The sequence below is a fragment of the Cellulomonas sp. 73-92 genome, assembly GCF_001898175.1.
Lineage (GTDB): Bacteria > Actinomycetota > Actinomycetes > Actinomycetales > Cellulomonadaceae > Cellulomonas.
This window is the reverse complement of sequence record NZ_MKTH01000008.1, coordinates 324,809-351,753: the sequence shown is the minus strand read 5'-3', so window position 1 is coordinate 351,753 and position 26,945 is coordinate 324,809. Positions and strand designations below refer to the sequence as shown.

Genomic DNA, 26,945 nt, shown 5'->3' with positions numbered 1-26,945 from the left:
CCCGCTTTCGGGCGGTACCAGGAGGTCAGGTGCTAGGCGCATTCGTGCGGGCGTTCCGGACGCCCGACCTGCGGCGCAAGCTGCTGTTCACCATCGGGATCATGGTGGTGTTCCGGTTCGGCTCGTTCCTGCCGACGCCGGGCGTCTCGTACCCGAACGTGCAGACGTGCGTCTCGCAGACCAAGGCGAACGACCTGCTCGGGATCGTCAACCTGTTCAGCGGTGGAGCGCTGCTCCAGCTGTCGGTGTTCTCGCTCGGGATCATGCCGTACATCACCGCGAGCATCATCATCCAGCTGCTCCGCGTGGTGATCCCGAAGTTCGAGGAGCTCCACCAGGAGGGTCAGTCCGGCACCACGAAGCTCACGCAGTACACCCGCTACCTGACCATCGGCCTGGCGGTGCTGCAGTCGACGACGATCATCGCGCTGGCGCGGTCCGGCAACCTGTTCCAGGGCTGCTCCGTCGACGTCATCCCGAACTCCAGCTGGATGGTGCTGACGATCATGGTCATCACCATGACGGCCGGCACCGGCCTCATCATGTGGCTCGGCGAGCTCATCACCGAGCGCGGCGTCGGCAACGGCATGTCGCTGCTGATCTTCACGTCGATCGCGGCGCGGTTCCCCTCCAACATGTGGTCGATCGCGGGCGGCGACGGCGGTGCCGGCAAGTTCATCGCGGTGCTGGCCATCATCATCGTGGTCATCGGGCTCGTCGTCTTCGTCGAGCAGTCGCAGCGCCGGATCCCCGTGCAGTACGCCAAGCGGATGGTGGGCCGCCGGATGTACGGCGGGTCGAGCACCTACATCCCGATCAAGATCAACATGTCGGGCGTCATCCCGATCATCTTCGCCTCCTCGCTGCTGGCGGTCCCGGGCCTCATCGCGCAGTTCGGCAACCCGCAGCAGGGCTGGGTGCAGTGGATCAGCCGCTACCTCGCCAACCAGAGCTCGCCGCTGCACATCACGCTGTACGCGCTGCTCATCATCTTCTTCTGCTACTTCTACACGGCGATCACGTTCAACCCGGACGAGGTCTCCGACAACATGAAGAAGTACGGCGGGTTCATCCCCGGCATCCGTGCCGGGCGTCCCACGTCGGAGTACCTGGACTACGTGATCACCCGCATCACGGCCCCGGGCTCGCTCTACCTGGCGTTCGTCGCCCTGGTCCCGACCATCGCGTTCGTCGTGCTCAAGGTCGGGACGAACATCCCCTTTGGCGGGTCGTCGATCCTCATCATCGTTGGTGTCGGGCTTGAGACGGTCAAGCAGATCCAGTCGCAGCTGGAGCAACGACACTACGAAGGGTTCTTGAGGTGAGCGTTCGTCTCGTGCTGTTCGGTCCGCCCGGAGCCGGCAAGGGCACCCAGGCGGCCCGGCTGTCGGAGCGCCTGCGCGTCCCGGCGATCTCGACCGGCGACATCTTCCGGGCGAACATCGCCGGCGGGACGGAGCTGGGGCGCAAGGTCGTCGCCTACACGTCGAGGGGCGCGCTGGTGCCCGACGAGCTGACCGACGCCCTGGTGCGCGACCGGCTGGCGCGGCCGGACGCCGAGGCGGGCTTCCTCCTCGACGGCTACCCGCGCAACGTGGCGCAGGTCGAGGCGCTGGACGCGATGCTGGCGGACGCCGGCACCCCGCTCGACGCGGTGGTCGAGATCACCGCCGACCCGGAGGCCGTCGTCGACCGGCTGCTCAAGCGCGCGGCGATCGAGCGACGGGTCGACGACACCGAGGACGTCATCCGGCACCGTCTCGACGTGTACGCCGACCAGACGGCGCCGATCGCGAAGGTCTACGCCGACCGCGGGCTGCTCGTGCAGGTGGATGGCATCGGGGACCTCGACGAGGTGACCGAGCGTCTGGTGCGGGCGATCAGCCCCGCCCTCGCGCACTGACCGCGTCACGCGTGGCCCGCGAGCGCGTCCAGATCAAGACGCCGGAGCAGGTGCGCGCCATGCGGCGCGCCGGTCTCGTCGTCGCCGACGCCCTGGACGCGGTGCGCGCGGCCGTGCGGCCGGGCGTGACGACGGCCGACCTGGACGCCGTCGCCGAGCGGGTGATCCGCGGCGCCGGCGCCACGCCGTCGTTCCTCGGGTACTTCGACTACCCGGCGACGCTGTGCGTGTCCGTGAACGACGAGGTGGTCCACGGCATCCCCGGCGCGCGCGTGCTCGAGCCCGGTGACGTGGTGTCGGTCGACTGCGGCGCGATCGTCGACGGGTGGCACGGCGACAGCGCCTTCAGCACGGTGCTGCCGCCCGCCGACCCGCAGGACGTCGACCTCGTCGCGACCACCGAGGCCGCGATGTGGGCCGGCATCGCCGCGCTGCACGGCGCCGCGCGCACGTCGGCGGTGGGCCAGGCGGTCGACGACCTGGTCGGCGACCGGTTCGGGATCGTCGAGGAGTACGTGGGACACGGGATCGGGACGGCGATGCACCAGCCGCCGGACGTGCCGAACTACCGCTCGCGGGACCGCGGTGCACGGGTGCAGCCCGGTCTCGTCGTCGCCGTCGAGCCGATGCTCACCCGGGGCGGACCGGACACCCACGAGCTGGCCGACGGCTGGACGGTGACGACCGACGACGGCTCGCGCGCCGCGCACTGGGAGCACACCGTCGCGGTGCTGCCCGACGGCCGGCTCTGGGTGCTCACCGCGCGGGACGGCGGGGCGGCCGGGCTGGCGCCCTGGCTGCCGACGGGCGGCGTGGCCGCCGGCGCCGATGGGGTATGATCGCTCGTTGGTGTGTGCCGTCCCTTGACTGTGCCCGGAAGACGGGAGTTGGGGCGTGAGCACACCAGTCCACGTGTCGTCGTCCGCCATCCGGCGTGACCCGGGCGTGGGCGCGCCGTTCGGATCGAGGGTAAGCGGAGGACATGGCGAAGAAGGACGGGGTCATCGAGATCGAGGGCTCGGTGGTCGAGGCGTTGCCGAACGCGATGTTTCGCGTGGAGCTGAGCAACGGGCACAGGGTTCTCGCGCACATCTCGGGGAAGATGCGCCAGCACTACATCCGGATCCTCCCCGAGGACCGCGTGGTGGTGGAGCTGAGCCCCTACGACCTGTCCCGCGGTCGCATCGTCTACCGCTACAAGTAGGCACACGAGCAACGTCGTCGACCGCCCCTGGGCGGGACGGACGGCGGCGATGGGAAACACGATGAAGGTCAAGCCGAGCGTCAAGAAGATCTGCGACAAGTGCAAGGTGATCCGCCGGCACGGTCGCGTCATGGTGATCTGCGAGAACCAGCGCCACAAGCAGCGCCAGGGCTGAGCAGCCTCACCGCCGGCCCGTGAGGGCCGGACCAGCGCACCGCCGCTCCGGGTTCGTCGTCCGACGAGGCCCGGTGAACCCCCGGCTCGGAGGCCGGGGCCCGTGACAGCGGGAGGACGGTGCGGCAGACCTCCGACGAAGTACAGGAGCCATCAGGCACATGGCACGTCTTATCGGCGTGGACCTCCCCCGCGAGAAGCGGGTAGAGATCGCGCTCACCTACATCTACGGGGTCGGTCGCACGCGCGCGACCGAGACCCTGACGGCGACGGGCATCAGCCCGGACATCCGGGTCAAGGACCTCGACGACGCCCAGCTGGTCACGCTGCGTGACTACCTCGAGGCGAACTTCAAGCTCGAGGGCGACCTGCGCCGCGAGGTCGCCGCCGACATCCGCCGCAAGGTCGAGATCGGCTGCTACCAGGGCCTGCGCCACCGCCGCGGCCTGCCGGTGCGTGGTCAGCGCACCAAGACCAACGCCCGCACGCGCAAGGGCCCGAAGCGCACCGTGGCCGGCAAGAAGAAGGCCGGGCGCAAGTAGCCCCGCCGGCACGCCCCGTAGACCTGAGGAAAGAAGCAGATGCCCCCTAAGACCCGCTCCACCGCGAGCACCGCGCGCAAGCCGCGCCGCAAGGAGAAGAAGAACGTCTCCCACGGCCAGGCGCACATCAAGAGCACGTTCAACAACACCATCGTCTCCATCACCGACCCGTCCGGTGCGGTGATCGCGTGGGCGTCCGGCGGCGACGTCGGCTTCAAGGGCTCGCGCAAGTCGACGCCGTTCGCGGCCGGCCTGGCCGCCGAGGCGGCCGCGCGCAAGGCCCAGGAGCACGGCATGCGCAAGGTCGACGTCTTCGTCAAGGGCCCGGGCTCGGGCCGCGAGACGGCGATCCGCTCGCTGCAGTCTGCCGGCCTCGAGGTCGGCTCGATCCAGGACGTGACGCCGCAGGCGCACAACGGGTGCCGCCCACCCAAGCGCCGCCGCGTCTGACCAGCCGTTCCCAGCACGTGAGGCCGGCCCGGTGGACCGAGACCGGGCCGGCCTTCAGCAGTTGACTGCGGAGCGTCATATGGCGGACGCCCGCGGAGAGGAAACCCCACCGTGCTCATCGCACAGCGCCCCACCCTGACCGAAGAGGTCATCTCGGAGTACCGCTCCCGGTTCTCCATCGAGCCGCTCGAGCCGGGCTTCGGCTACACGCTCGGCAACTCGCTGCGTCGCACGCTGCTCTCGTCCATCCCGGGCGCGGCCGTGACGAGCATCCGCATCGACGGCGTGCTGCACGAGTTCTCGACGGTTCCGGGCGTCAAGGAGGACGTCACCGAGCTCATCCTCAACATCAAGAGCCTCGTGGTGTCGTCGGAGAACGACGAGCCCGTGGTGATGTACCTGCGCAAGCAGGGTGCCGGCGAGGTGACCGCGGCGGACATCGTGCCGCCGGCCGGTGTCGAGGTGCACAACTCCGACCTGCACCTGGCGACCCTCAACGACAAGGGCAAGCTCGAGATCGAGCTGACCGTCGAGCGCGGCCGCGGCTACGTCTCGGCCAGCCAGAACAAGTCGATGGACGCGGAGATCGGCCGGATCCCGGTCGACTCGATCTACTCGCCGGTGCTCAAGGTGACGTACAAGGTCGAGGCGACCCGCGTCGAGCAGCGCACCGACTTCGACAAGCTGGTCGTCGACGTCGAGACCAAGCCGGCGATCAGCCCGCGGGACGCGCTGGCCTCGGCCGGCAAGACCCTGGTCGAGCTGTTCGGCCTGGCCCGCGAGCTCAACGTCGAGGCGGAGGGCATCGAGATCGGCCCGTCGCCGACGGACGCGGCCCTCGCCGCGGACCTGGCGCTGCCGATCGAGGACCTGCAGCTGACGATCCGTTCGTACAACTGCCTCAAGCGCGAGGGCATCCACACGGTGGGCGAGCTCGTCGCCCGCTCGGAGGCCGACCTGCTCGACATCCGCAACTTCGGTGCCAAGTCGATCACCGAGGTCAAGGAGAAGCTGGCCGAGCTGGGCCTGGCGCTCAAGGACAGCCCGCTGGACTTCGCGACCGGCGACGCCTACTACGGCGACGACGAGGCGGACTTCTCGGACGACGAGCAGTACTGAAGCCGGGGAACGCGGACGGGACCGACGGTGCCGGCCGCGTAGCCCATCACAGAACCAAGGAGTGAGAAGACCATGCCCACGCCCACCAAGGGTCCCCGGCTCGGTGGCGGACCGGCGCACGAGCGGCTGATCCTCGCGAACCTCGCGACGCAGCTGTTCGAGCACAAGCGGATCACGACGACCGAGGCCAAGGCCAAGCGCCTGCGCCCGCTCGCCGAGCGCCTCGTCTCGTTCGCCAAGCGCGGTGACCTGCACTCCCGCCGTCGCGTCATGACCGTCGTCAAGGACAAGGGCGTCGTGCACGTCCTGTTCACGGAGATCGCGCCCGCGATGGCCGAGCGCAACGGCGGCTACACCCGCATCGTCAAGGTCGGCCCCCGCAAGGGCGACAACGCCCCCATGGCGGTCATCGAGCTCGTGCTCGAGCCGGTCTCGCCGAAGCAGGCCGTCGTCCGCGAGGCGACGAAGGCCACCGCCAAGGCCGCGCCGAAGCCGACGGCGATCGAGGTCGTCGAGGAGGCTCCGGTCGAGGAGCCCGTCGCCGACGCCGAGGCTCCTGGCGACGAGACGGTGATCGAGGAGGCCGCCGGCGAGGAGGCCCCAGCCGAGGCCGACGAGACCGTCGCGGACGAGGCCGACAAGGCCTGACCCGACCGATCGCGTCGAAGGCCCGGACCCGCCAGGGTCCGGGCCTTCGTGCATGGTGGAACGCGTTGCCCGGGGCCCGGCCTCACCGCTCGGCGGCGATACTTCGACGTAGCGACAGGGCGGTGCAGGGCGCACGCATGCCGTCGACGACGCGGGAGGGCGTGACGTGGCCAGCGGGGGCGCGAGCACGGTGCCGGCCGGGGACGTGAGCCGGACCGGGCCGGGCGGGCTGCCCGTCGTGTTCCTCCACGGCCTGCGGACCAGCCGGACGATGTGGCGCGCGCAGCTGGCGACCGTCGCGGCGTTCGGGCATCGGGCGCTGGCGGTGGACCTGCCGGGTCACGGGGAGCGGACCGACGAGCCCTTCACGCTCGACGGCGCGGTCGAGGCCGTGCGGGCGGCGGTCGACGAGGTCGGCGGCCGGGCGCTCGTCGTCGGGCTCTCGCTCGGCGGCTACGTCGGCATCGCGCACGCGGCGCGGCACCCGGAGCAGGTGGCGGGCCTCGTGGCGGCGTCGTGCTGCACGCGCCCGCACGCCGCGGTGGTGGGCGCCTGGGACCTCGCCTCGCACCTCATCCTGCGGCTGCCGGACGGTGGGGCAGGGCTCAACGACCTGTTCGTCCGGCTGGCCCTCCCACCGGCGGGAGCGGCCGACGCGGGCGCCGGGGGCTTCGCGCTCGGGGTGATGAGCCCGGTGCTGCGGGCGCTGCGGGGCGTCGACGTGCTGGGCGACCTGCGCCGGGTCGTGGCGCCGGTATGGCTCGTCAACGGCCGGTTCGACCACTTCCGCGGCGAGGAGCGGGCGTTCCTCGCCGCCTGCCGGGACGGCCGCCTGGTCGTCGTCCCCGGAGCGACGCACCTGGTCAGTCTCGTCCGCCCGACGCGGTTCGGCCGTGCGGTGCTCGAGGCCCTCGCCGTGGCCGAAGAGCGGGAGCGCGTGGCTACTCGGTGAGCGTCCAGGCACGCACGCCGCCGACGATGCCCGCCTCGTTCGGCACGACGACGACCTCGTCGCCGAGCCGGTCGAGCACGGCCGCCGTGATGCGGCGCGCGTTGCCGCCACCCAGGTAGACGCGGTCCCAGCGGAACACCGGCCGGAGCCCCTCGACGACCCGCCGCACCCGGCGCGACCAGAGCGCGTCGCCGAGGCGGACACGCTCGGGCTGGCCGATGTACTCGTCGTACGTGGTGCCCCAGCGGACGGGCGCGTGCGACCACTCGAGGTGCGGTGCGATCCGGCCGCCGTCGAAGAGCGCCGAGCCCAGGCCGGTGCCGAAGGTCAGGACGAGCTCGACGCCGGTGCCCGAGACGACGCCGGCGCCGTGCACCTCGGCGTCGTTGAGGACGAGCGTCGGGGCCGACAGGCGTGCCTCGACGAGCGCCTGCACGTCGCACCCCGACCATGCGTCGACGAGCTCGGGCAGCACGGCGGACCGGGGACCCGACCGGGTCACGTAGTGCGGCGTCGCGACGACCACGCCGTGCCGGATCATCCCCGGCATGCCGACCGTCACGCGGTCGAACCGGGGGAGGTGCTCCGCCATCGCGGCGATCGTCTCGACGAGCCGCTCCGGGGGCAGCGGGTAGGGCGTCGGCACGCGGCCGGGCGGGGCGTGCAGCGTCCCCGCGGCGTCGAGGACGGAGGCCTTGATCCCGCCGCCGCCGCAGTCGACCGCGAGCGTGAACGGGGCGTGGTGGCTGTCCGGCACGCGGCCACGGTAGCGCCGACGGCTCCCCGTGGGGATGGCGGTGGCCGGCGCCGGGACGGGCCCGCGCAGCGGCTACGGTGGGCGCGTGACGAGCACCGACGACCTGGCGACGGCGTCGGGGGACACCGTGCCGGCGGTGCGGGTGCGGCTCGATCTCTCCTACGACGGCACCGGCTTCGCCGGGTGGGCGGTGCAGCCCGGCCTGCGCACCGTGCAGGGCACGCTCGAGGAGGCGCTCGCGACGGTCCTCGGCACCGAGCGCCGGGGGGAGGGCACGCCCCGGTTGACGGTCGCCGGGCGCACCGACGCGGGCGTGCACGCCCGCGGCCAGGTGGCACACCTGGACGTGACCCCCGAGGCCCTGGTGGCGGCGCGGGGCCGGTCGGGCCGGGACCCCTTCGTCGCCCTCGTCGACCGCCTCGGCGGCGTGCTGCCGGCCGACCTCGTCGTGCGCCGCGCCGGGCCGGCCCCGGACGGCTTCGACGCCCGGTTCTCCGCGCTGGGCCGCCGCTACGCGTACCGCGTGTGCGACGAGCACGGCCGGCGCGACCCGCTGCGGCGCGGTGAGGTGCTGTGGCGGCGCCGACCCCTGGACGTGACGGCCATGGACGCCGCGGCCCGCCTGCTGGTGGGGCGGCACGACTTCGCCGCCTTCTGCAAGCCGCGGCCGCACGCGACGACCATCCGCACGCTCGAGCAGCTCTCCTGGGCACGGCCCACCGAGGGCGCCGACGCGGGGCTGGTGGTGGCGACCGTGCGTGCCGACGCGTTCTGCCACTCGATGGTGCGGTCCCTCGTCGGGGCGTGCCTGGCGGTGGGCGAGCGGCGGCGGCCCGTCGACTGGCCGGCGGCCCTGCTGGCGGCCGGGGCGCGCGACGCCGCGGCGGCGGTCGTCGAGGCGCACGGCCTCACGCTCGAGGAGGTCGTCTACCCGCCGGACGACGAGCTCGCGGCTCGCGCCGAGCGCACCCGGGCGCGACGCAGCCCCGACGAGGCCCACACGCCCGACGGCGAGGGCTGCTGCGGCTGACGGTCGGCCGGCGGCCGCGCCCGGTCAGGAGCGCTCGTCGTCCGCCCGGTAGAGCGGCTCGTCGTAGTCGGGGTCCGGAACGAGGTGCACCGCCGCCTCCTCGGCGGTCGCGGCGCCGCCGGAGACGCCGACGTCGTGTGCGAAGGTGTCGGTGCCGCCGGACTCGACGGCCGTGTCGTCCTCCTCGAGCCGGCCCGCGCGGTACTGCTCGCGGTCGGGGGAGACGCCCTCGGGGGCGTCCCAGATGTCGGGCTCCTCCTGCGCGAGCCGCTGGTCGATCGTCTCGCGGTGCTCCTCCTCCCACGGGGTCTCGCCCCAGCGCGCGCTGCGCGCGTGCTCGGGAGGGGAGTAGCCCTCGTCGAGCAGGTCGTCCACGCCCCGCTCGAGCAGCATGTCGTCACGGGTCAGCTGATCGGCGTCGCCCTCGGATCCGAGCTCGCGATCCGCGCTGGTCGCCGGGGTCTCTTCCGTCATGGCTCCACCGTGGCACCGGCGGCGGCGGGCCGCCACCGCGCGCCGGGGGGCAGGTCAGGCCTGGTCACGGAGGTGCGAGCGGAGCGCCGCGATCTCGTCGTCGGTGAGATCGAGGGCCTCGAGCAGCAGCTGGTGGAGGCGACCGTCGGCCCGCTCCGCCGCGGCGTGCCACGCCAGGTGGTCGTCGGCCATCCCCGCGTGGTCGAGGAGCGCGACGAGGGTGGCGCGGTCCGGCGTCCAGCGGCGCCCGGCGCCCTGGCCGCCCGCCAGCGCCGTGAGGATGACGCGCTGCTGGTCGCGGAGCCGGCCGATCTCGTCGTCGAGCACCGTCAGGCGCACCGCCAGCGCCTCGACGAGGTCGGGCGTGGGGGAGGACAGCAGGCGACCGATCGCCTCGAGCGGCAGCCCGGCCGCCCGCAGTCGGCAGATCGCGGCGAGGCGGGCGACGTCGGCCGGGCCGTAGCGGCGGTACCCGGCCGACGACCGCTGCGGCTGCAGGAGGCCGAGGCGGTCGTAGTAGAGGAGGGTGGTGCGCGACAGGCCGAAGCGGGCGGCGAGCCGGCCGACGGTCACGCCGGCAGCATCGTCCCCGTCCGCAGGTAGTGCTCCAGCTGGCGGCGCCGCAGGTCCCACAGCGCGCGGCGCTCCTGCTCCGTGCCGTGCGCGGGCGCGCCCGGGCGGGTCGCCGTCGTCGTGCTCGCCAGGTCCACCCGCGTGCCCGCCCCGACGGGCGTCAGCGTGAACTCGAGCATCCCCACCGACCCGCCCGGGACGAAGATCGCGTAGTCGATCCGGGTCGGCGGCTCGTAGCGGGTCGTGATCCACGTCTCTCCCTCGCGGAGGAACACGCAGCCCAGCTCGGCGACGCCGCTGGTGCTGTGGACCATCGTGCACCGCCAGTCGGGGATCCAGTCGTACTCGACGACCGGGCACAGGAGCGGGAACACCCGCTCCGGGGCGGCGTCGAGGGTGAAGGTGATGTCGACCGCCGTGCGGGCGGCTCGTGTCGTGGTGGCCATGCCGACGAGCGTCGGCCGTGAAGCCGTAGACAGGTCAAGCCCGCGGATCAGGCGTCGACGGTCGCCCGCGACGGTGCGGGCGCCTGCCTGCCGACGAGGCGGCGGCCGGTGCGCCACACGACGACGCCGCTCACGGCGAACGCCCCGAGCATGACGAGCACTCCGACGTTGTGGGCCCCGCCCCCGCCCCACGCGCCGAGCAGGGTGTACGCGACCGACAGCGCGAGCAGCACCAGCCGGCCGCGGTTCCGGCTCCCGACCGCGGCCACGAAGAGGCCCCACGTCAGGTACCAGGGGTAGGTCGTCGGGCCGGAGAACGCGACGGCCATGAGGGCCCAGCCGACGCCGAAGTAGGCGGCCCGCTCGGGGCCCTCGGTGGCGTACCACAGCAGCCGTGCGGCGACGAGCGCCCCGGCCCCGGCCACCACCAGGCGGGCGACGGTCGTCGTGGCGCCCATGCTGTGGGTGTCGACCCCGGAGACTGCCTCGAGGATCCAGGCCAGCCACGTGCTGGGCGTCAGCCCGCTCTTGATCTGGCCGGGGACGGACAGCGCGCCGACCCAGCCGAACGCGTCCGGCACAAGCGCGACCGTCGCCAGCACGGTTCCGCCGGCGGCGCCGAGCACCTGCGCGAGCCGCCGCCGCAGCGCCTCCGGATCCGTGCGGCGCAGCACGTCGAGCCCGACATACCCGATGAGCACCAGGCCCGGCAGCTTGAGCATGCACGCCACGACGGCGACGACCATGGCGACGGTCGGCAGCCCGCGGCGGACGAGGAGCACCACCGCCACCGCCATCGCGCCGACGAGCACGTCGAGGTGCGCGCCGGAGACGACGTGCACCAGAAGCAACGGGTTGAGGGCGACGAGGACGAGCACGGACGCCCGCTCGCGCAGCGGCGTGGCCTCGACGGCCAGCACGACGGCGGCCGCCAGCCCGAACACCGCCACGGCGCGGATGAGCAGCACCGCGAGGCCGACGTGGGCCCCGGCGGCGGCCGCGAGCTCGCGCAGGAGCACCACCTGCAGCGGGCCGTAGGGGCTGGGCGAGTACTGCCACTCGCTGCTGACGGCCGTCGCGAACGACTCGTACGGGCCGTGCAGCCAGTTGGGGCCGAACGCGTAGGGGTTCATGCCGATCTCGGCGAGGCGGCCGACCGCGGCGTAGCTCTGGACGTCGAGGCTGCCGATGGGTCCGGCGAGCGTGAACGGCGTGGCCCAGGCGACGGCCACCAGGAGGATCGACCGCAGCCGGGGGAGCCGTGCACCGGCGCGCATCCAGGTGCGCGCCAGGTGCGCCCACACGATGCACAGTGCGGTGATCACGCCGACGACCGCGAAGCTCCACTCGGCCCGGTACGCCGTACCCGTGGGCCAGGCGCCCCACCACTGCGGCAGCGTGACGGCCTGCGGCACACCCGTACGGGACGCGACCAGGACGAGGACGACGACGATCGCCGCGCCGGCGGAACCCGCCAGCACCGCGGTGGATGCGGATGTGATCGCGGTGCGCCCTCGCGTCGCGGTCCGCACGAGGCGATCGACGCTCATGCAGTCCTCTCGGTCGCGGCCGGCCGGGCGGTCCCCTTGCCGTCCGCCGATGACCCCGACCGTCCGACGGTACCGGTCCGCGAGGCCCGGAGCGAATCGGGCCGACCCAGGTCTTCGACTGCTCACGCGCAGGTCAGGGGCGGGTCAAGGTGCCGTCAGGCGGTGGTCAGGGCGGGTGCGAGGAGTGCCAGCCGGGCGGCGAGCACGAGCATCACGGCGGCCACCGCGAGGTCCAGCACGCGCCACGCCCCGGGCCGTGCCAGCAGGGGGCGCAGGCGAGCGGCGCCGAAGCCGAGGCCGGTGAACCACAGCGCGCTCGCCGCGCCCGCGCCGGCGGCGAACCCCCACCGGAGGGCGCCGTGCTGCGCGGCCATCGCGCCGAGCAGCAGCACCGTGTCGAGGTACACGTGCGGGTTGAGGAAGGTGAGCCCGAGCGTGGTGGCCAGCACCGTGCGCACCGGCGCGGGTGCGTCGGTCGCGGGGTCGAGGCGCCCGGGCCGCAGCGCCCGGCGCACGGCGGCCGCGCCGAGCACGACGAGGAGCGCGGCGCCCGCGAAGCGCGCCACGGCCAGGGCGGCGGGGTGCCCGCCGACGAGCGCGCCGAGCCCGGCGGTGCCGGCGCCGATGAGCACCAGGTCGGCCCCGGTGCAGACGGCGACCACGGCGCCCACGTGCTCGCCGCGCAGGCCCTGCCGCAGGACGAAGGCGTTCTGGGCGCCGATGGCGACGATGAGCGAGAGGCCGGCGAGCAGGCCCTGGAGGACGACCACGCTCGGGACCCTAGGTCGAGGCCGGATCTGAAGGCCAGTTCATGTTTCTGTCGGACCTGTAGCGTGACTGCATGAAGTTCGACCCGGCGCAGCTCGAGGCCCTCGCGGCCGTCGTGGAGGCCGGCACGTTCGACGCCGCCGCGGCGGCGCTGCACCTGACGCCGTCCGCGGTGAGCCAGCGCGTGCGCGCCCTGGAGCAGCAGGCGGGCCAGGTGCTCGTGCTCCGCACGCGGCCGTGCCGGGCAACGTCCGCAGGAGCCGAGCTGGTGCGCCTCGCCCACCAGCTGGCCGCGCTCGACGCCGACGCCACCGCCGCGCTGGGGCTGGGCGCGGGGCCGGTCCGCGTCGGGGTCGCGGTCAACGCCGACTCCCTCGCGACGTGGTTCCCGGCCGCGCTCACCGGCCTCGGGGACCACCTGGTGATCGACCTGCACCGCGAGGACCAGGACCGCACCGCCCAGCTGCTGCGGGACGGCGTCGTCATGGCCGCCGTCACCGCCGACGCGGCCCCGGTGCAGGGCTGCCGGGTGCGCCCGCTCGGCGCGATGCGCTACCGCGCGATGGCGTCACCCGCGTTCGCGGCGCGGTGGTTCGGCGAGGGCGCGGCCGCGGCGTGGACCGCCGCGCCCGTGGTGGCGTTCGCGGCGGACGACATGCTGCAGCGCCGCTTCGTCGGGCAGCCCGAGCTCGGCCCCGAGCACCACGTCCCGTCGCACCCCGCCTACGTCGCCGTGATCGCCGACGGGCTCGGCTGGGGCATGGTCTCCGAGCACGAGGCGGACGCCTTCGCGCTGGCCGGGACGCTCGTCGACCTGGCGCCCGGCCGCTGGCTCGACGTCGCCCTGTACTGGCAGCGCTGGTCGGTGCGGGCGGCGCTGCTCGACGACCTCACCGGCCGCGTCGTCGCCGCGGCGGCCGCCGCCCTGCGCCCCGTGGCCTCGTCGTCCCCGGGGTCGTCCGCCCGTCCGCCCTCGCGCGCGTGAGCGTTTTGACCGTTCAAACCCCGCCCAGGTACCCTGGTCTGTCGTTGTGCGTCCGCTGCCGAGCACCGGTGACTTCTCACCACCGCGAGCCGACTGCGACACCGGTGCGATCCCACTCACCGGCAGACGCCCCGACAGCCCACCCCGGGTGGCCGGCTCACGCCGCCGCCCGAGGTACCGACACACGACGAGAAGGCCCACACCCGTGCGCACGTACACCCCGAAGCCCGGTGACGTCGAGAAGACCTGGTACGTCATCGACGCGACCGATGTCGTCCTCGGCCGCCTGGCATCCCACATCGCCACGCTGCTGCGTGGCAAGCACAAGCCCACGTTCGCCCCGCACGTCGACAACGGTGACTTCGTCATCGTCGTCAACGCGGCGAAGATCGCGCTGACCGGCACCAAGGCCGACACCAAGCTCGCCTACCGCCACTCGGGCTACCCGGGCGGCCTCAAGGCGATCCGCTACGCGGACCTGCTGGCCAAGCACCCCGAGCGCGTCATCGAGAAGGCCGTGGCGGGAATGGTCCCGAAGACCACGCTCGGCCGCCAGCAGCTCGGCAAGCTCAAGGTCTACGCAGGCCCCGAGCACCCGCACGCTGCGCAGCAGCCGAAGCCCTACGAGCTCACCCAGGTGTCGCAGCAGGCGTGAGCCGCTGCGAGGACGAGGAACCGAGGAACCCCGTGGCCGAGACCACAACCGACGAGTACGTCGAGGGCGAGCAGACGCCCACCACCTACACCAGCGAGACCGCGCCGGTCACCGGCCGCGGCCAGTCGCTCACCGCTCCGGGCCGCGCGCTCGGCCGCCGCAAGGAGGCCGTCGCCCGTGTCCGCCTCGTGCCGGGCACCGGCACGTGGACGATCAACGGCCGCACGCTCGAGGACTACTTCCCGAACAAGCTGCACCAGCAGCTCGTCAACTCGCCGTTCAAGCTGGTCGACGTCGAGGGTCGCTTCGACGTCGTCGCCCGCATCAACGGCGGTGGCGTCACCGGCCAGGCGGGCGCGCTGCGCCTGGGCATCGCCCGCGCGCTGAACGCGATCGACGCCGAGCACAACCGCCCCGCGCTGAAGAAGGCAGGCTTCCTGACCCGCGACGCGCGCGTCGTCGAGCGCAAGAAGGCCGGCCTCAAGAAGGCCCGCAAGGCGCCGCAGTACTCCAAGCGCTGACCCTCGGGTCGGCCGACGGCCCCGTGGACGACTACAGTCCACGGGGCCGTTCCGTTCTTCGCAGGAGGTTTCCGTGGCGCGACTGTTCGGCACCGACGGGGTGCGGGGCCTGGCGAACCGGGACGTCACCGCCGAGCTGGCGCTCGACCTGTCGGTGGCGGCGGCTCGCGTGCTCGGCACGAGCGGCGCGTTCCAGGGGCGGCCGCGCGCGGTCGTCGGGCGCGACCCCCGCGCCTCGGGAGAGTTCCTGTCCGCGGCCGTGGTCGCCGGGCTGGCGTCCGCCGGCGTGGACGTCGAGATCGTCGGCGTCCTGCCGACGCCCGCCGTCGCGTTCCTCACCGCCGAGTACGGCGTCGACCTCGGCGTGGTGCTGTCGGCGTCGCACAACCCCATGCCCGACAACGGGATCAAGTTCCTCGCCCGTGGCGGCCACAAGCTGGACGACGTGCTCGAGGACGCCATCGAGACGCACCGTGGCGAGGGCTGGGAGCGCCCGACGGGCGCGGAGGTCGGTCGCGTGACGAGCGACCCGGCGCGGGCGGCCCGCCACTACGTCCAGCACCTCGTCGGGACCATCGACACGGACCTGTCCGGCCTGCGCATCGCGATGGACTGCGCGAACGGCGCCGCGTCCGAGGTGGGGCCCGCCGCGCTGCGCGCCGCCGGCGCGGAGGTGCTGGTCATCAACGCCGCGCCCGACGGCCGGAACATCAACGACCGGGCCGGGTCCACCCACCCGGAGCAGCTGCAGGCGTTCACCGTCGCGGCCGGCGCCGACTTCGGCGTGGCGTTCGACGGCGACGCGGACCGGTGCCTGGCGGTGGGTCCGGACGGCGTGCTCATCGACGGCGACCAGATCATGGGCGTCCTCGCCCTCGCGCTGCACGAGCGGGGCGAGCTGGTGCACGACACCCTCGTCATCACGGTCATGAGCAACCTGGGGCTGCGGCTGGCGATGCGGGCGCGGGGGATCACGACCGTCGACACGGCCGTGGGGGACCGGTACGTGCTGGAGGCGATGCGCGCCAACGGCTACGCGCTGGGCGGTGAGCAGTCGGGGCACATCATCCTGGCCGAGCACGCCACGACCGGCGACGGCATCCTCACGGCGATGCAGCTCGCGGCGCGCGTCGCCGCCACCGGGCGCTCGCTCACCGAGCTCGCCGCGGTGGTCGAGCGGCTCCCGCAGACGCTCGTCAACGTGACCGGCGTCGACCGCACCCGCGTGGCCGCCGACGAGGCCCTGGCCCGGACGATCGCCGACGTCGAGGCGTCGCTCGGCGACACGGGCCGCGTGCTCCTGCGCCCCTCCGGCACCGAGCCGGTCGTGCGCGTCATGGTCGAGGCCGCCACGCAGGACGAGGCCGACCGGGCGGCCGCCACCCTCGTCGGCGCGGTGCGGGACCGGCTGGCCCTGTGAGCGGCGGCGACGCCGTCCGGGAGCGCGCGCTGCGGCTGGTCGACCTCGCCGCCCGGGACGCGCGCGGCATCGTCCCCCTCGTGCTCGCGGGCGACCCGGTGCTGCGCGCCGTGACCCTGCCGTACGACGGCCAGCTGGCCGACGACGAGCTCGCCGCCCTGCTGGACGTCATGCACCGCACCATGCGCGCCGCCCCCGGTGTCGGGCTTGCGGCGCCGCAGGTGGGCCTGTCCGTGGCGCTCGCCGTCGTCGAGGACCCGCTGGCCGACGAGTCCCGCGAGCGCGTGCCGGTGCCGTTCCGCGTGCTCGTCAACCCCCGCTACGAGGCGGTGGGCGACGAGCTCGCGAGGCACGAGGAGGGCTGCCTGTCGGTGCCCGGGTACGCGGCGGTCGTCGCGCGGCACCGTGGTGTGCACCTCGTCGGGCACGACGAGCGGGGCGTGGCGCTCGACGAGGAGCTCGTCGGATGGCCGGCGCGGATCGTCCAGCACGAGACGGACCACCTGGGCGGCACGCTCTACGTCGACAAGGCCGACCTGCGGACCCTGGCGGCCGTCGGCTGAGCCGCCGCGCGCGCCGGATCAGCCGCGGGTGACGGCGCCCGAGCCGCTGACGTGCGACGTCACGCGGGCGTCGCCCTGGTACGTGATGACGCCGGAGCCGGCGATCGAGGCGTCGAGGGAGTCCGTGGCCACCACGTGCGCGGAACCCGACCCTGCGATGCTCGCGCGCACGTCGCGCGCCTCGAGGCCCTGGAGGTCGGCTGCGCCGCTGCCGGGGATCGACGCGTCGAGCGTGCCGGTCCGGCCCGCGAGCCGCACGTGCCCGGACCCGGCGATCTCGACCGCCGTGCCGCCGGCCGTGACCTGGCCGACGAGGACCTCGCCCGAGCCGCCCACGCTCACGCGGAGGGCGTCGGCGTCGAGCGCGGTCAGGTCGATGCGCCCGGAACCGCGCAGGTCGAGCGTGGCGTCGCCGGTGCCCGCGGTGTCGCCGGTGACGGTCCCGGAGCCGCGCAGGGTGACGGATGACAGCGCCGGCAGCGTCAGGTCGTAGGTGATCGGGCCCGGGTCGCGCCAGCGGTGGTCCAGGTCGATGACCAGGGTGTCGCCCTTCACCTGCGTGGTCAGGTCGGGCAGCACGTCCTGGCCGGCGGTGATCGACAGCGACGGCTCACCGACGGACAACCGGACGTCGCCGCTCGCGCCGAGGTCGAGCGCCGTGACGGCCGACACCGTGCGGGTCTGCGTCGTCTGCGGGCCGCGCGCCGGGCCGCGGGTGTCGACGTACACCGAGCAGGCGGCGAGCGCACCGGCGGCCAGGAGCGCGAGGGGCACGAGCAGGATGCGGCGGGTCATGACGGTGGGCTCCAGTGACGGCGTGCGAATGGCTGACGGTGGCGATCCTCCTCATGCGCAGGGGTGGCGGCCATCGGTTGACGCCCTGGTTCCACCCTGACCGCGCCCTGAGGATCCCCTGTGGAGCGGCGTGACCACCCGGTGCGCCCCGGGGCCCGCCCGTACGCTGGGCGCTGATGCGCCCCTTCCTGTTCCTCGCCGTCCGGCCCGAGGACGGTGCCGCCGACGACGAGTACGCCGCCATGCTGCGGTGCACCGGCCTCGACGAGTCCCGGCTGCGCCGGGTCCGGCTCGAGCGGCACCCGCTCGGCGAGGTCGACCTCGACGACTGGTCGGGGATCGTCCTCGGCGGCGGCCCCTTCCAGTCGAGCGACGCACCGGAGGCCAAGTCGGCCGTGCAGCGCCGCGTGGAGGCCGACCTGGCCCGGCTGCTGGGCGTCGTCGTGCCCGCGGACTTCCCGTTCTTCGGTGCGTGCTACGGGGTCGGGACGCTCGGCACGGCGATCGGCGCGGTCGTCGACCGCAGGTACGGGGAGCCGGCCGGCGGGGTGCAGGTGACGCTGACCGAGCAGGGGCGCGCCGACCCGGTGCTCGGCGTCGCGCCACCGGTGTTCGGCGCCTTCGTCGGCCACAAGGAGGCGATCGCCGCGTTGCCCCCGCACGCCGTGCCGCTGGCCACCTCCGCGGCGGCGCCGGTCCAGGCCTTCCGCGTGGGCACCCGGGTCTACGCCACCCAGTTCCACCCCGAGCTCGACGTCGAGGGGCTGGTCGCGCGGGTGCGGACGTACCGCGACGACGGCTACTTCCCGGCCGACGAGCTCGACCGCGTCATCGCGGCCGCTCGGGCCACCGGCATCCGGGAGCCACCGAACCTGCTCGGCCGGTTCGTCGAGCTGTTCGCCCGCCGGTGAGGCCCCTGATCCTTGCCCTGACCCGACCCTGAATCAGCCCTGCGACGGTTCCACGGGTCCACGGAGCGCCGTACGGTGAGCCCGGTCAGCAGGGCTGGCAGCAGGGCCGACACAGGGGGGAACCGTTCGTGGAGGCGTGGGCGCTGGGGCTGGCCGGGTCGCCGTGGGTCCTCCTCGTGATGTACCTCTTCGCGACCGTGGACGGGTTCTTCCCACCGATCCCCAGCGAGTCGCTGGTCATCGCGCTGGCGGCGCTGTCGGTGGCGCCGGGCGACCGCCCGGCGCTGCTGCCGGTGATCCTCGTGGCGGCCGCCGGCGCGTTCACGGGTGACCAGATCGCCTACACGATCGGCGGCCGCGTCGACGTGCGCCGCCTACGCATCTTCCGCGGCCCCCGGTCGCAGGCGGCCCTCGACTGGGCGCAGCGGGCGCTGACGGAGCGCGGCGCGTCCTTCATCATCGCGGGCCGGTACATCCCGGTCGGACGGGTGGCGGTCAACATGACGGCCGGCGCGCTGCACTTCTCGCGGCGGACGTTCGTCGGGCTGGACGCGGTCGCCTCGATCACGTGGGCCTGCTACGGGGCGGCGATCGGGGTGGGCGCCGGGCGCGTGCTCCAGGGGCACCCGATCGTGGCGATGCTCGCCGGCGTCGTCGGCGGCATGGTGATCGGGCTGCTCGTCGACACGGCGCTCGGGTGGTGGGTGCGCGGCCCGAGGCGTCCGGCCACCCGATCCGGCCCCCTCCGCTAACGATCCGGGCACGCCCGCTAACGATCCGGTGTCATCGGGTCACCCTCCCGGGTGACGCCCGTACCCTCGAACGGGCCGACGAGGACGGCGGCCCTCCCCGCACACCGCGTGGCCCCCTCGAGGGGTCCGTCGCGGCGTGCCCTGGAGAGGAGAGCCGATGGTCCGGGCCGGCCGTGCGCGTGCGGGTGCGGTCGCCGGCGCCGCGCTGCTCGTGGCCGTCGCGGCGGCGTGCAGCCCGGCCGCCGCTCCGGGTACGCCCCTGCCGACGGCCGTCGTCGTGCCCCAGGCCGACTGTCTGGCGCCGGCGGTCCTCGACCGGCTCGGCCTGACGCTCGATCCCAGCCTCGCGGCCAGGGCGACCCACGCGCCCGACCTCACCGCCGGCCGCGTCCCGGCCGGCTTCGTGGCGACGAGCGTGGTGCAGTGCCAGGTCGGCGGCCAGATGCGTGACAGCGCCGGCACCTGGACCGCGGTGACCGTCACCTCGCGCGAGGGGTCGGCGGCCGACGTGGCGGCGCTGGTCGCGGCGCTCGACGGCACGGCCAGGCGCACGGGTGCGGCCGACGTCGCCACCTCGTGCGGCCCCGACGCGGCACCGGTGGTGCTCTGGCTGCTCGACACGATGGATCGCGCCGTGCTCTCGGACGTCGCGGTCGACGGCTGCGGCGGCGTCGGCGACCAGGTCCGCGCCGCCCTGGAGCGGATACCCGTGACGGGCGCGGTCGACCAGCCGGTGGCGCTCGTGGCGGCGGCGCGCTGACGCCTACAGCTTGCGCAGCCGTACCCGCTGCACGGCGTGGTCCGCGCCCTTGGTGAGCACCAGCGTCGCGCGCCCCCGGGTCGGCCGGATGTTCTGCTCGAGGTTGGGCGCGTTGATCGAGTCCCAGATGGTGCCGGCCATCGCGACCGCCTGCTCGTCGGTCAGCGCGGCGTACCGGTGGAAGTACGACTCCGGCTGGGCGAACGCCGTCGACCGCAGGCCGAGGAACCGGTCGATGTACCAGCGCCGCACGTCCCGCTCGCGAGCGTCGACGTAGATCGAGAAGTCGAAGAAGTCGCTCACGGTGAGGCTCGAGCGGCCCTGGGCCGTCACACGCGCCGGCTGGAGCACGTTGAGCCCCTCGACGATGAGCACGTCCGGGCGGTGCACGACGATCCGGCGGTCCGGGACGATGTCGTACGTCAGGTGCGAGTACACCGGCGCGGTCACCTCGGCGTTGCCAGCCTTGACCTCCTGCACGAACCGCAGCAGCGATCGCCGGTCGTACGACTCGGGGAAGCCCTTGCGCTCCATCAGCCCGCGCCGCTCCAGCTCGGCGTTCGGGTAGAGGAAGCCGTCGGTCGTCACCAGCTCGACGCGCGGCGTCGTGGGCCAGCGCGCGATGAGCTCGCGCAGCAGCCGGGCCACGGTCGACTTGCCGACCGCGACCGAGCCCGCGACGCCGATGACGAACGGCGTGGGGTCCGGTCGTTCGCGCAGGAAGGTCGTGGCGGCCTGGTGCAGGCCGCGCGTCGCCTGGACGTGCAGGTCGAGCAGCCGGGTCAGGGGGCGGTAGACGGCGTCGGCCTCGGGCAGGTCGATCGGGTCGCCGAGCCCGCGCAGGCGCTCGACGTCGGCCTCGGTGAAGGGCAGCGGCGTGGACTCCGCCAGGCGCACCCAGGCCGCGCGGTCCAGGTCGACGTACGGGGACGGCGCGGGTGCTGGCTGCACGGGACGATCCTGCCACGGGCACGGTCGGCCCCCGGACGAGGTCCGGTTACCCTGGTCGGCATGTGCGGGATCGTGGGGTACGTGGGGAGCGCCGCGCCATCGGGCAGGCCGCTCGAGGTTGCGATCGAGGGGCTGCGGCGCCTCGAGTACCGCGGGTACGACTCGGCCGGGGTCGCGCTCGTCGCGCCCGGCGAGCCGCTGGCGGTCGCGAAGAAGGCCGGCAAGCTCGCCAACCTCGTCGAGGAGCTCGACGCCCACCCGCTGCCGGCCGCCTCGGCCGCCATCGGCCACACCCGGTGGGCGACGCACGGCGGCCCCACCGACACCAACGCCCACCCGCACGTCTCGGGCAAGGTCGCCGTCATCCACAACGGCATCGTCGAGAACTTCGCCGAGCTGCGCGACGAGCTGACGGCCGCCGGGATCGAGCTCGTCTCGGAGACGGACACCGAGGTCGTCGCGCACCTGCTCAACCGGGCGTACGACGAGGCCGGCGATCTCGCGGTCGCGATGCAGCGCGTCGCGCGGCGGCTGGACGGGACCTTCACGCTGCTGGCCGTCCACGCCGACGCGCCGCACCTGGTCGTCGGCGCCCGCCACGACTCGCCGCTCGTCGTCGGCCTCGGCGTGGGCGAGAACTTCCTCGGCTCCGACGTCGCGGCCTTCATTGCCCACACCCGCAATGCGATGGAGCTGGGCCAGGACCAGGTGGTGACCATCACGCCGGACGACGTGGCGGTGACGGACTTCGACGGGAACCCCGCGCAGGCCCGCCGCTACGTCGTCGACTGGGACGCGAAGGCGGCCGAGAAGGGTGGCTTCCGCTCGTTCATGGACAAGGAGATCCACGACGAGCCCCAGGCGGTCGCGGACACGCTCCTCGGGCGTACCGACCGGGCCGGCAGGCTGACGCTCGACGAGATCCGGATCGACGAGTCCGTGCTGCGGGCGGTCGACAAGATCGTCGTCGTCGCGTGCGGCACGGCCGCGTACGCGGGCCACGTCGCCAAGTACGCGATCGAGCACTGGTGCCGCATCCCGGTCGAGGTCGAGCTGGCCCACGAGTTCCGGTACCGCGACCCGGTGGTCGACGAGCGGACGCTCGTCGTGGCCATCTCGCAGTCGGGCGAGACGATGGACACGCTCATGGCGGTGCGCCACGCGCGGGAGCAGGGCTCCCGCGTGCTGGCCATCGTCAACACGCACGGCTCGACGATCCCGCGGGAGTCGGACGCGGTGCTCTACACGCACGCCGGCCCGGAGATCGCGGTCGCCTCCACCAAGGCGTTCCTCGCCCAGATCACGGCCACCTACCTGCTGGGCCTGTACCTCGCCGAGCTGCGCGGCAACATGTTCCACGACGAGGTCGCCGCGATCCTCGCCGAGCTGCGCGCCGTGCCGGGCAAGATCCAGCAGGTGCTGGACCGCTCCGGGCGCATCCGCGAGGTCGCGCGGTTCATGGCCGACACCCCGAGCGTGCTGTTCCTCGGCCGCCACGTGGGCTTCCCCGTGGCGATGGAGGGGGCGCTCAAGCTCAAGGAGATCGCCTACATCCACGCCGAGGGCTTCCCCGCGGGGGAGCTCAAGCACGGGCCGATCGCGCTGATCGAGCCCGGGCAGCCGGTGTTCGTCGTCGTGCCCTCGCCGCGCGGGCGGGACGCGCTGCACTCCAAGGTCGTCTCGAACATCCAGGAGGTCCGCGCCCGCGGCGCCCGCACGCTCGTCATCGCCGAGGACGGCGACGAGGCGGTGCTGCCCTACGCCGACGAGGTGTTCTCGGTGCCGCAGACCCCGACGCTCCTCGCGCCGCTCGTCTCGGTGGTGCCGCTGCAGATCTTCGCGTGCGAGCTGGCGACGGCGAAGGGGCTGGACGTCGACCAGCCGCGCAACCTCGCGAAGTCCGTCACGGTCGAGTAGCCCCGATGGAGCTCCGGGCGGCGCAGGCGGACGTCGAGGCGATCAGCCGCGTCTACGCCCGCCGGTTCGGCGTGGAGCGCAGCGACGACTGGCTGTTCCTCAAGCTGACCGAGGAGGTCGGCGAGCTGACGCAGGCGTACCTCGCGCGCGGCCGGCGCTCGCGCTCGGAGGGGTCCGACGATGCCTTCCGTGACGAGGTCGCCGACGTGCTGGCCCACCTGCTCCTCATCGCGGAGCGGTTCGGCATCGACCTCGACGACGCGCTCGAGGCCAAGTGGTTCCGGTGGCGCCACCTGCTCGACGAGGGTTGATCCGTACGACGCAACGTCATACGCTTCGTCACATGACGGTGCTCACGGTCCGGGTGGACTCCGCGGTGGAGCGCGCGCTGGAGTACCTGCTGTCGCAGCGCGTCGGCGAGACCCGGTCCGACGTGGTGCGGGAGGCGATCCTCGCGGCGGAGAAGGCGGCCCGCCGCGCCCGCATGCGCGAGGAGAGCGCCGCGCTGGCAGCCGACCCGAAGGAGCGGGCGGCGGCGAAGCTTCTCCCTGCGGAGATGGCCGAATACAGTGCGTGGTGACGTCTACCACCTGAGCGCCCCTCGGGGGGCGAAGGGGCACGAGCAGCAGGACGTGCGATACGCCGTCGTCGTGCAGTCGGACGACCTCCTCCTGTCGACCTGGCTCGTCGCGCCCACGTCCACGTCGCGAGGCCCGGCCGGCTTCCGCCCTGAGGTCGTCGTCGACGGTCGGCGAACCCGCGTCCTCCTCGAGCACACGCAGGCGGTTGATCCCGAGGTTCGACTGGGGGCCTTCGCGGGCCGCCTCTCCGCAGCCGAGCTGGCAGCCGTCGACGACGCGTTGCGGCTCGTCATGGGCCTGGACTGAGGCCGCCGTGATCGTCGGGGTGGGGATCGACGTCGTCGACGTGGCGCGGTTCGTCCAGGCGCTCGAGCGGACGCCCGCGCTGCGGCAGCGGCTGTTCACCGAGGTGGAGCGGGAGCTGCCGCCGGCCTCGCTCGCCGCGCGGTTCGCCGTCAAGGAGGCGGTCGCCAAGGCGCTGGCCTCGCCCGGCGGGATGCGGTGGCACGACGCGTGGGTGCCGGCCTCGGGGGGCCGGCCGCCCGAGCTGCACGTCGTGGGGACGGTCAGGGCTCGCGCGGACGCGCTGGGCGTCGCGCGGTTCCACCTGTCGATCTCGCACGACGCCGGCATCGCGGCGGCGGTGGTGATCGCGGAGGCGTGAGGGGCTGCCAGGTGCCTCCCAACGGCGGCCGCAGCCGGGCGCGCGTCAGGCGACGACGACCGGCCCGGCGGGACCGAGGTGGCCCCGCAGCATCGCCTGCGAGCAGTGCGCGAGCACCAGCGTGCCGTCGGCCGCCGCCGCGATGACCCCGCCGTCGCCACCGGGCACGACGAGGTCGTCGGCGATCGCGTCGCGCACCGCGTCGGCCAGCCCGGCGCCGGTCCAGCGCACCCGCGCCGCGACGTCGTGCGCCAGCGCGGCCCGCAGGAAGTACTCCCCGATGCCCGTGCCGGAGACGGCGACCCGCTCGTCCGCCCACGTGCCGGCGCCGACCACCGGGGTGTCGCCGATGCGGCCGGCCCACTGACCGGTGACGCCGCCGGTCGACGTCGCCGCGGCGAGCCGCCCCGCCGCGTCGCGCGCCACCGCGCCGACGGTGCCGTGGCCGACGCGCGGCTCGGTGAGCCCGGCCGGGACCGCGGGCGCAGTCGGGTCGGACGTGCCGGCCCGCAGCGCCGCCAGCCGGGCCGGGGTGACGAACCACGAGGGGTCGACCCGCTCCAGGCCGACCGCGTCGAGCCAGTCCGGACCCGGACCGGCCATCAGCACGTGCGGCGTCCGCTCCATGACGGCGCGCGCGGCCAGCACGGGGTGGCGCGCGAACCGGCTCGCGGCCACGGCCCCCGCCTGGGCTGCCGCCCCGTCGCACACGCAGGCGTCGAGCTCGGCGGTGCCGTCGACCGTCAGGGCGGCGCCGCGGCCGGCGTTGAACGCCTCGTCGTCCTCGAGCACCGCGACGGCTGCGCACACCGCGTCGAGCGCGGAGCCCCGGGCGGCCAGCACGGCGTCGCCCGCCGCCAGCGCGGCCCGCAGGCCCGCTGCCTGGGCGACCGCCCGCTCGGGGCCGTCGCGCAGCGGTCCGGCGCCGCCGTGGACGGCGAGCGAGAACGCGCCGTGGGGCGGCACCGTGGTCAGCTGGATCGGTGGCATGGTCCCCATCCTGCCGCCCACCGTCACGACGCCGCGGCCGGGCCCGCGCGCACGAGGTCGGACGCCAGGCCGTGGAGCGTGCGCAGCACGGCCTGCACCGCCGTGCGACGCAGCGCCTCCGGGCGGGCGAGCACGTCGACGTGGCGCGTGATCGACAGGGGTCGCGGCAGCGCCCGCAGCCGCAGCCCGGGGGAGCGGTAGGCGGCGCTCGTGTGGCGCGGCAGGAGGGCGACGAGGTCGCTGCCGGACAGCAGGGCCGCGGCGAGCGCGAACTCGTTGACCCGGTGCGCCACGACCGGCTCGGCGCCCGCCGCGGCGCCGATGACCCGCACGGCGTCGGCGAGCGGGAAGTCCTCGTGGACCGCGATCCACCGCGCGCCGCGCAGGTCGGCGGCGGCCAGCGGGCCGGGCGTGTCGAGCGGGTGGCCGGCCCGGAACGCCAGGTCGAGCGGCTCGGTGAGCAGCGGGGTCGCCACGACCTGGCGGGGCCACGGCGGCCCGTCGCCGAGCCGGTGCGCGATGACGAGGTCCAGGTCTGCGGCCAGCGGCGGGTACCCGCCCTCCTCGACGTCGTGGTCGTGGAGCTCGATCCGCGGGTGGCCGGGCACCTGCGCGGTGAGGAGCCCGGGGAAGAACGCGAGCGCGGCCGAGGAGAACGCGGACACGGAGACCGTCGCGCCCGCCTCGGCGAGGTAGGAGGAGACCGCGTCCCGGGCCGCGGCCAGGGCCGTCTCGACGTCCACCGCCGCGTCGGCGAGCGCCGTGCCGGCCCCGGTGAGCACGGTGCGCCGCCCGTCGCGCCGGGTCAGGGGCACGCCGGCGGAACGCTGCAGCGCGGCCAGCTGCTGCGAGACGGCGGACGGCGTGACGTGGAAGGCCCGCGCGACGGCCGCGATGCTGCCGCGGTCGCGCAGCTCGCGCAGCGCCCGGAGCTGAGCCACTTCCATCAGGTCAACCTAATGTGATAGTTGGCCAAGGGGCCACTTGTTCTTATGCCTTGCGCGAGTGAGGCTCGCCGGGTGCCCAGCAGCGCCCGCCTCACCGACGGCGTCCTCGTCGCCGTCGCCCTCGCGTGGGGCTCGACGTACCTCGCCACCAAGGAGCTGGTCCCCTCGGCGTCGTTCGCCCCCGTGCTCGTCGCCGCCCGCATGGCGGTGGCGGTCGCGCTGCTCGGCGTGTGGCTGGTGCTCCGCCGGGGGCGCGGGCGCGGGACGGCCGACGAGCTGCGCGGCGGCGTGGTCCTCGGCCTGCTCCTGGCGGCGGTGTTCGCGTGCGAGACCTACGGTGTGGCGATGACGTCCGCCACCAACGCGGGCGTCCTCATCTCGCTGACGATGATCCTCACCCCGCTCGCGGAGGGCCTCGTCCGCCGGCGGGCGCCCGGACGGGCGTTCCTCGGGGCGGCCGCGCTCGCCGTGGCCGGCGCCGTGCTGCTGGCCACCGAGGGCCACCTCGTCAGGCCCCGGCCCGGGGACCTCCTCGTCCTCGCGGCGGCGGTGCTGCGCGCCGGCCACGTGACGACGATGGGCGTCCTGCAGGACCGGCGGCCGCTCGACGTGCGGCGGCTGACGGCCGTGCAGCTGGCCACGGTGGCCGTCGTCTTCGCCGTGCTGACGGCGGCCGTGCGCGCGCCCGTCGGTGCCTTCGTCGCCCAGCTCGGTGGCGGGCGGTGGGCCGTGCTGGCGTACCTCGCCGTCGTGTGCACGGTGTTCGGCTTCGCCGCGCAGACGTGGGCCATCCAGCGCTCGTCGCCGAGCCACGTGGGCCTGCTGCTCGGGACCGAGCCGGTGTGGGCGGCGCTCGTGGGGCTTGTCGTCGCGCGCGACCGCATCGGCCCCGTCGGCGCCGTCGGCATCGTCGTCACGCTCGCGGCGGTGTCGCTGGCCCGGC

Annotated in this window: 34 protein-coding genes and 1 pseudogene; 25 read left to right on the top strand and 10 right to left on the bottom strand. The window is 74.2% G+C overall.

All coding sequences use genetic code 11. The annotated features are described in order from the left end of the window. Window positions 1-29: 29 nt before the first annotated feature. From secY to BGO37_RS05070, 10 genes are all read left to right on the top strand, one after another. Window positions 30-1,325: a preprotein translocase subunit SecY gene (secY, locus tag BGO37_RS05115; RefSeq protein ID WP_291752827.1), complete on the top strand. Its 1,296-nt coding sequence runs from the start codon at window positions 30-32 to the stop codon at window positions 1,323-1,325. Further along, window positions 1,322-1,903 carry an adenylate kinase gene (locus BGO37_RS05110; RefSeq protein ID WP_291752826.1) on the top strand — a complete coding sequence of 194 codons (582 nt, stop codon included), beginning with the start codon at window positions 1,322-1,324 and terminating at the stop codon, window positions 1,901-1,903. Before secY ends, BGO37_RS05110 begins: the two co-directional genes overlap by 4 nt. Before the next feature lie 11 nt (window positions 1,904-1,914). After that, window positions 1,915-2,742, top strand: coding sequence for a type I methionyl aminopeptidase (gene map / locus BGO37_RS05105; RefSeq protein ID WP_291752825.1), 828 nt, complete (start codon window positions 1,915-1,917; stop codon window positions 2,740-2,742). Between the two features lie 143 nt (window positions 2,743-2,885). After that, window positions 2,886-3,107: a translation initiation factor IF-1 gene (infA, locus tag BGO37_RS05100; RefSeq protein ID WP_259307898.1), complete on the top strand. Its 222-nt coding sequence runs from the start codon at window positions 2,886-2,888 to the stop codon at window positions 3,105-3,107. A gap of 61 nt (window positions 3,108-3,168) precedes the next feature. Next, window positions 3,169-3,282 carry a 50S ribosomal protein L36 gene (gene rpmJ, locus BGO37_RS05095; RefSeq protein ID WP_088289657.1) on the top strand — a complete coding sequence of 38 codons (114 nt, stop codon included), beginning with the start codon at window positions 3,169-3,171 and terminating at the stop codon, window positions 3,280-3,282. A 160-nt stretch (window positions 3,283-3,442) separates the two neighbouring features. Beyond that, entirely contained in the window at window positions 3,443-3,823 is a 381-nt protein-coding gene (gene rpsM / locus BGO37_RS05090) for a 30S ribosomal protein S13 (RefSeq protein WP_291752824.1), read from the top strand. Window positions 3,824-3,862: 39 nt separating this feature from the next. Continuing rightward, window positions 3,863-4,273, top strand: coding sequence for a 30S ribosomal protein S11 (gene rpsK / locus BGO37_RS05085; protein ID WP_291752823.1), 411 nt, complete (start codon window positions 3,863-3,865; stop codon window positions 4,271-4,273). Between the two features lie 111 nt (window positions 4,274-4,384). Further along, entirely contained in the window at window positions 4,385-5,392 is a 1,008-nt protein-coding gene (locus tag BGO37_RS05080; protein WP_291752822.1) for a DNA-directed RNA polymerase subunit alpha, read from the top strand. Between the two features lie 72 nt (window positions 5,393-5,464). Continuing rightward, window positions 5,465-6,040: a 50S ribosomal protein L17 gene (rplQ, locus tag BGO37_RS05075; RefSeq protein ID WP_291752821.1), complete on the top strand. Its 576-nt coding sequence runs from the start codon at window positions 5,465-5,467 to the stop codon at window positions 6,038-6,040. A gap of 166 nt (window positions 6,041-6,206) precedes the next feature. After that, window positions 6,207-6,992: an alpha/beta hydrolase gene (locus BGO37_RS05070; RefSeq protein ID WP_291752820.1), complete on the top strand. Its 786-nt coding sequence runs from the start codon at window positions 6,207-6,209 to the stop codon at window positions 6,990-6,992. Here BGO37_RS05070 and BGO37_RS05065 read toward each other — a convergent pair. Continuing rightward, window positions 6,982-7,749, bottom strand: coding sequence for an ROK family protein (locus BGO37_RS05065; protein ID WP_291752819.1), 768 nt, complete (start codon window positions 7,747-7,749; stop codon window positions 6,982-6,984). The two genes, BGO37_RS05070 and BGO37_RS05065, sit on opposite strands and share 11 nt — an antisense overlap. Window positions 7,750-7,834: 85 nt before the next feature. Between BGO37_RS05065 and truA the strand changes: the two genes are divergently transcribed. Beyond that, window positions 7,835-8,779, top strand: coding sequence for a tRNA pseudouridine(38-40) synthase TruA (truA, locus tag BGO37_RS05060; protein WP_291752818.1), 945 nt, complete (start codon window positions 7,835-7,837; stop codon window positions 8,777-8,779). Between the two features lie 24 nt (window positions 8,780-8,803). On the opposite strand, the gene BGO37_RS05055 is transcribed toward truA, so the two are convergent. The 5 genes from BGO37_RS05055 to BGO37_RS05035 all read right to left on the bottom strand — a co-directional run bounded on the left by BGO37_RS05055 (window position 8,804) and on the right by BGO37_RS05035 (window position 12,592). Next, window positions 8,804-9,253: a DUF5709 domain-containing protein gene (locus BGO37_RS05055; protein ID WP_291752817.1), complete on the bottom strand. Its 450-nt coding sequence runs from the start codon at window positions 9,251-9,253 to the stop codon at window positions 8,804-8,806. Between the two features lie 54 nt (window positions 9,254-9,307). Then, window positions 9,308-9,826 carry a MerR family transcriptional regulator gene (locus tag BGO37_RS05050; protein WP_291752816.1) on the bottom strand — a complete coding sequence of 173 codons (519 nt, stop codon included), beginning with the start codon at window positions 9,824-9,826 and terminating at the stop codon, window positions 9,308-9,310. Then, window positions 9,823-10,272, bottom strand: a complete 450-nt coding sequence (locus BGO37_RS05045; RefSeq protein WP_291752815.1) for an SRPBCC family protein — start codon at window positions 10,270-10,272, stop codon at window positions 9,823-9,825. The genes BGO37_RS05050 and BGO37_RS05045 overlap by 4 nt, the downstream gene beginning before the upstream one ends. 47 nt (window positions 10,273-10,319) lie before the next feature. Then, window positions 10,320-11,822 (bottom strand): polyprenol phosphomannose-dependent alpha 1,6 mannosyltransferase MptB, encoded by a 1,503-nt coding sequence (gene mptB, locus BGO37_RS05040; protein WP_291752814.1) that lies wholly within the window; start codon window positions 11,820-11,822, stop codon window positions 10,320-10,322. 155 nt (window positions 11,823-11,977) lie between these two features. Beyond that, window positions 11,978-12,592, bottom strand: coding sequence for a LysE family transporter (locus BGO37_RS05035; RefSeq protein WP_291752813.1), 615 nt, complete (start codon window positions 12,590-12,592; stop codon window positions 11,978-11,980). 71 nt (window positions 12,593-12,663) lie between these two features. Between BGO37_RS05035 and BGO37_RS05030 the strand changes: the two genes are divergently transcribed. From BGO37_RS05030 to BGO37_RS05010, 5 genes are all read left to right on the top strand, one after another. Beyond that, on the top strand, window positions 12,664-13,575 hold the full coding sequence (locus BGO37_RS05030; RefSeq protein WP_291752812.1) for an ArgP/LysG family DNA-binding transcriptional regulator: 912 nt from the start codon (window positions 12,664-12,666) through the stop codon (window positions 13,573-13,575). Window positions 13,576-13,780: 205 nt separating this feature from the next. Further along, a complete protein-coding gene (rplM, locus tag BGO37_RS05025) occupies window positions 13,781-14,230 on the top strand; it encodes a 50S ribosomal protein L13 (protein WP_291752811.1) in 450 nt (149 codons plus the stop codon). A 32-nt stretch (window positions 14,231-14,262) separates the two neighbouring features. Beyond that, the gene (rpsI, locus tag BGO37_RS05020; protein WP_291752810.1) at window positions 14,263-14,751 is read left to right on the top strand and encodes a 30S ribosomal protein S9; all 489 of its coding nucleotides are present in this window, start codon (window positions 14,263-14,265) and stop codon (window positions 14,749-14,751) included. A gap of 73 nt (window positions 14,752-14,824) precedes the next feature. After that, window positions 14,825-16,171, top strand: a complete 1,347-nt coding sequence (gene glmM, locus BGO37_RS05015) for a phosphoglucosamine mutase (RefSeq protein WP_291752809.1) — start codon at window positions 14,825-14,827, stop codon at window positions 16,169-16,171. Then, window positions 16,168-16,734 carry a peptide deformylase gene (locus BGO37_RS05010; RefSeq protein ID WP_291752808.1) on the top strand — a complete coding sequence of 189 codons (567 nt, stop codon included), beginning with the start codon at window positions 16,168-16,170 and terminating at the stop codon, window positions 16,732-16,734. The genes glmM and BGO37_RS05010 overlap by 4 nt, the downstream gene beginning before the upstream one ends. A gap of 18 nt (window positions 16,735-16,752) precedes the next feature. Here the strand turns inward: BGO37_RS05010 and BGO37_RS05005 are convergent, their stop codons facing one another. After that, complete coding sequence (locus tag BGO37_RS05005) at window positions 16,753-17,529, bottom strand: head GIN domain-containing protein (RefSeq protein WP_291752807.1); 777 nt, start codon at window positions 17,527-17,529, stop codon at window positions 16,753-16,755. 176 nt (window positions 17,530-17,705) lie between these two features. Here BGO37_RS05005 and BGO37_RS05000 point away from each other — a divergent pair, with 176 nt between their 5' ends. The 3 genes from BGO37_RS05000 (at window position 17,706) to BGO37_RS04990 (ending at window position 19,952) form a co-directional block, all read left to right on the top strand. Continuing rightward, window positions 17,706-18,440 carry a glutamine amidotransferase gene (locus BGO37_RS05000; RefSeq protein WP_291752806.1) on the top strand — a complete coding sequence of 245 codons (735 nt, stop codon included), beginning with the start codon at window positions 17,706-17,708 and terminating at the stop codon, window positions 18,438-18,440. Window positions 18,441-18,568: 128 nt separating this feature from the next. Continuing rightward, window positions 18,569-19,192, top strand: coding sequence for a DedA family protein (locus BGO37_RS04995; RefSeq protein WP_291752805.1), 624 nt, complete (start codon window positions 18,569-18,571; stop codon window positions 19,190-19,192). 157 nt (window positions 19,193-19,349) lie between these two features. Continuing rightward, on the top strand, window positions 19,350-19,952 hold the full coding sequence (locus tag BGO37_RS04990) for a hypothetical protein (RefSeq protein ID WP_291752804.1): 603 nt from the start codon (window positions 19,350-19,352) through the stop codon (window positions 19,950-19,952). Between the two features lie 3 nt (window positions 19,953-19,955). Here BGO37_RS04990 and coaA read toward each other — a convergent pair whose 3' ends face one another. Beyond that, complete coding sequence (gene coaA, locus BGO37_RS04985) at window positions 19,956-20,903, bottom strand: type I pantothenate kinase (RefSeq protein ID WP_291752803.1); 948 nt, start codon at window positions 20,901-20,903, stop codon at window positions 19,956-19,958. A gap of 60 nt (window positions 20,904-20,963) precedes the next feature. Between coaA and glmS the strand changes: the two genes are divergently transcribed. The 5 genes from glmS to BGO37_RS04960 are packed head-to-tail and all read left to right on the top strand — an operon-like array spanning window position 20,964 to window position 24,065. Continuing rightward, window positions 20,964-22,820 carry a glutamine--fructose-6-phosphate transaminase (isomerizing) gene (glmS, locus tag BGO37_RS04980; protein ID WP_291752802.1) on the top strand — a complete coding sequence of 619 codons (1,857 nt, stop codon included), beginning with the start codon at window positions 20,964-20,966 and terminating at the stop codon, window positions 22,818-22,820. Between the two features lie 5 nt (window positions 22,821-22,825). Beyond that, complete coding sequence (locus BGO37_RS04975; RefSeq protein WP_291752801.1) at window positions 22,826-23,131, top strand: MazG-like family protein; 306 nt, start codon at window positions 22,826-22,828, stop codon at window positions 23,129-23,131. 32 nt (window positions 23,132-23,163) lie between these two features. Next, the gene (locus BGO37_RS04970; RefSeq protein WP_291752800.1) at window positions 23,164-23,400 is read left to right on the top strand and encodes a hypothetical protein; all 237 of its coding nucleotides are present in this window, start codon (window positions 23,164-23,166) and stop codon (window positions 23,398-23,400) included. Between the two features lie 52 nt (window positions 23,401-23,452). Beyond that, window positions 23,453-23,707: a type II toxin-antitoxin system PemK/MazF family toxin gene (locus BGO37_RS04965; RefSeq protein ID WP_291752799.1), complete on the top strand. Its 255-nt coding sequence runs from the start codon at window positions 23,453-23,455 to the stop codon at window positions 23,705-23,707. A gap of 7 nt (window positions 23,708-23,714) precedes the next feature. Beyond that, complete coding sequence (locus tag BGO37_RS04960; RefSeq protein ID WP_291752798.1) at window positions 23,715-24,065, top strand: holo-ACP synthase; 351 nt, start codon at window positions 23,715-23,717, stop codon at window positions 24,063-24,065. 45 nt (window positions 24,066-24,110) lie between these two features. Here BGO37_RS04960 and BGO37_RS04955 read toward each other — a convergent pair whose 3' ends face one another. Next, window positions 24,111-25,055 (bottom strand): isoaspartyl peptidase/L-asparaginase, encoded by a 945-nt coding sequence (locus tag BGO37_RS04955; protein WP_291752796.1) that lies wholly within the window; start codon window positions 25,053-25,055, stop codon window positions 24,111-24,113. A gap of 23 nt (window positions 25,056-25,078) precedes the next feature. After that, on the bottom strand, window positions 25,079-26,002 hold the full coding sequence (locus tag BGO37_RS04950) for a LysR family transcriptional regulator (RefSeq protein ID WP_291752794.1): 924 nt from the start codon (window positions 26,000-26,002) through the stop codon (window positions 25,079-25,081). A 45-nt stretch (window positions 26,003-26,047) separates the two neighbouring features. Here BGO37_RS04950 and BGO37_RS04945 point away from each other — a divergent pair. Continuing rightward, window positions 26,048-26,926, top strand: a pseudogene (locus tag BGO37_RS04945) (DMT family transporter); the annotation flags it as partial. Between the last annotated feature and the right edge of the window lie 19 nt (window positions 26,927-26,945).